This is a genomic window from Streptomyces antioxidans (assembly GCF_000968685.2).
In the GTDB taxonomy this organism is placed as follows: domain Bacteria; phylum Actinomycetota; class Actinomycetes; order Streptomycetales; family Streptomycetaceae; genus Streptomyces; species Streptomyces antioxidans.
Window position 1 is genome coordinate 1 of record NZ_LAKD02000142.1, and the last position, 2134, is coordinate 2134.

1 protein-coding gene is annotated in these 2134 nt (G+C 69.5%); it reads left to right on the forward strand.

Annotation, left to right across the window (positions count from 1 at the left end; all coding sequences use genetic code 11):
* A partial coding sequence (locus VT50_RS36445; RefSeq protein WP_143645334.1) for an acyltransferase domain-containing protein occupies nucleotides 1–2134 on the forward strand: 2134 nt, incomplete at both ends.

Sequence of the window (2134 nt, forward strand, 5' to 3'; positions counted from 1 at the left end):
GGCGGGCTGCGGTCTCGTCGTTCGGCTTCAGCGGTACGAATGCGCACACGATCATCGAGCAGGCCCCGGTCAGCGAGGACGAGGCTCCGCGTGAGGTGGCGACGGACCCTGGTGTGACGTCGTGGCCGCTGTCGGCGAAGACCGCCGACGCACTGCGTGCACAGGCCGCGCGGCTCCGTTCCTATCTGGCCGAGCGGCCGGAGCTCGCACCGGCAGACCTCGGCTATTCGCTCGCGACCACGCGCGCCGCGCTGGACCACCGCGCGGTGCTGGTGGCCGACGACCGGGAGGGCTTCCTACGCGGTCTGGACGCCGTGGCACGCGGCGAGTCCGGCGCGGAGGTGATCCGTGGGTCGGCCGAGGGCGGCAAGGTGGCGTTCCTGTTCACGGGGCAGGGGAGTCAGCGGCTCGGCATGGGTCGTGAGTTGTATGACGCCTATCCGGTGTTCGCGGAGGCGCTGGACGAGGTCTGCGACGCGCTGGACCTCCACCTCGAACGCCCGCTGAAGACCGTGCTGTTCGGGAGGGACGTTGAGGCGCTGGATCAGACGGGCTTCACTCAGCCCGCGCTGTTCGCCATCGAGGTGGCGTTGTTCCGGCTGGTGGTGGCCTGGGGTGTGAAGGCTGACTTCCTGTCCGGGCATTCGATCGGTGAGGTGGCCGCCGCGCATGTGGCCGGTGTGCTGTCGCTGGCTGATGCCGCGAAGTTGGTGGCGGCGCGTGGGCGGTTGATGCAGGAGCTGCCCGCGGGTGGCGCGATGATCGCGGTGCAGGCGTCGGAGGAAGAGGTGGCGCCGCTGCTGACCGAGCGCGTCTCGATCGCCGCGCTCAACGGGCCGTCGTCCGTGGTCATCGCGGGTGACGAGGACGCGGCTGTCGCCATCGCTGCCGGTTTCGAGGCGCAGGGCCGTAAGACCAAGCGGCTCACGGTCAGCCACGCGTTCCACTCCCCGCGTATGGACGGGATGTTGGAGGCGTTCCGGGAAGTGGCGGAGGAGCTTGCGTACGAGGCCCCGCGTATCCCGATCGTGTCGAATCTGACCGGTGAGCTGGTCTCCGCCGAGGAGATCACCAGCCCGGACTTCTGGGTGCGCCACGTCCGCGAGGCGGTCCGTTTCTTGGATGGCGTACGGACGCTGGAGGCCCAAGGGGTCACCACCTACGTCGAGTTGGGGCCCGACGGTGTGCTCACCGCCATGGCCGAGGAGTGCGTCACCGACGCCGACGCGGCCGGATTCGCCGCCGTGTTGCGGGCCGGTCGGCCCGAGGCGCGGGCGGTTCACGCCGCCGTGGCGCGGGCGTACGTCCGTGGTGTGGCCGTGGACTGGGCGGCCGTCTTCGCCGGTACGGGCGGCGGTCGGGTTGAGCTGATCGATCTGCCGACGTACGCCTTCCAGCGCCGCCGGTACTGGCCACAGGCGTCGGCCTACGGCGTCGGTGGCACGGCCGGGCTCGGGCTGGCCGCCGTGGACCATCCGCTCGTGGGCGCCGCGGTACCGCTTGCGGGCGGTGACGGTGTGCTGCTGACCGGGCGGATCTCGGCGCAGACCCATCCGTGGTTGCTGGATCACGCTGTGATGGGTTCGGTGTTGTTGCCGGGTACGGCTTTTGTGGAGTTGGCGGTTCGTGCTGGTGACCAGGTGGGTTGTGATCTGCTGGAGGAGTTGACGCTGGAGGCGCCGTTGGTGCTTCCGGAGGTGGGTGGTGTTCAGCTTCAGTTGTCGGTGGGGGAGCCGGATGGTTCTGGCCGTCGTGTGTTTGAGGTGTATTCGCGGTTGGAGGGTGCGGCTGCGGATGAGCCGTGGTTGCGCCATGCGTCGGGTGTGCTGAGCTCGGGTGCGTCGGCGGCGTCGTTCGACCTGGGTGTATGGCCTCCGGCGGGTGCGGCGCCGGTCGAGTTGGAGGGTCTGTACGAGGGCATGGCGGGTCTCGGGCTTGCCTATGGCCCGGTGTTCCGGGGGTTGAGGTCCGCGTGGCGGCTTGGTGGTGAGGTCTACGCGGAGTTGGAGTTGCCGGAGGACGGGCAGTCCGAGGTGGGTGGGTTTGGTCTGCATCCGGCGTTGTTGGATTCGGCGTTGCATGCGGTGGGGTTGGGTGGCTTGGTCGAGGGCGAGGGTGCCCGGCTGCCGTTCTC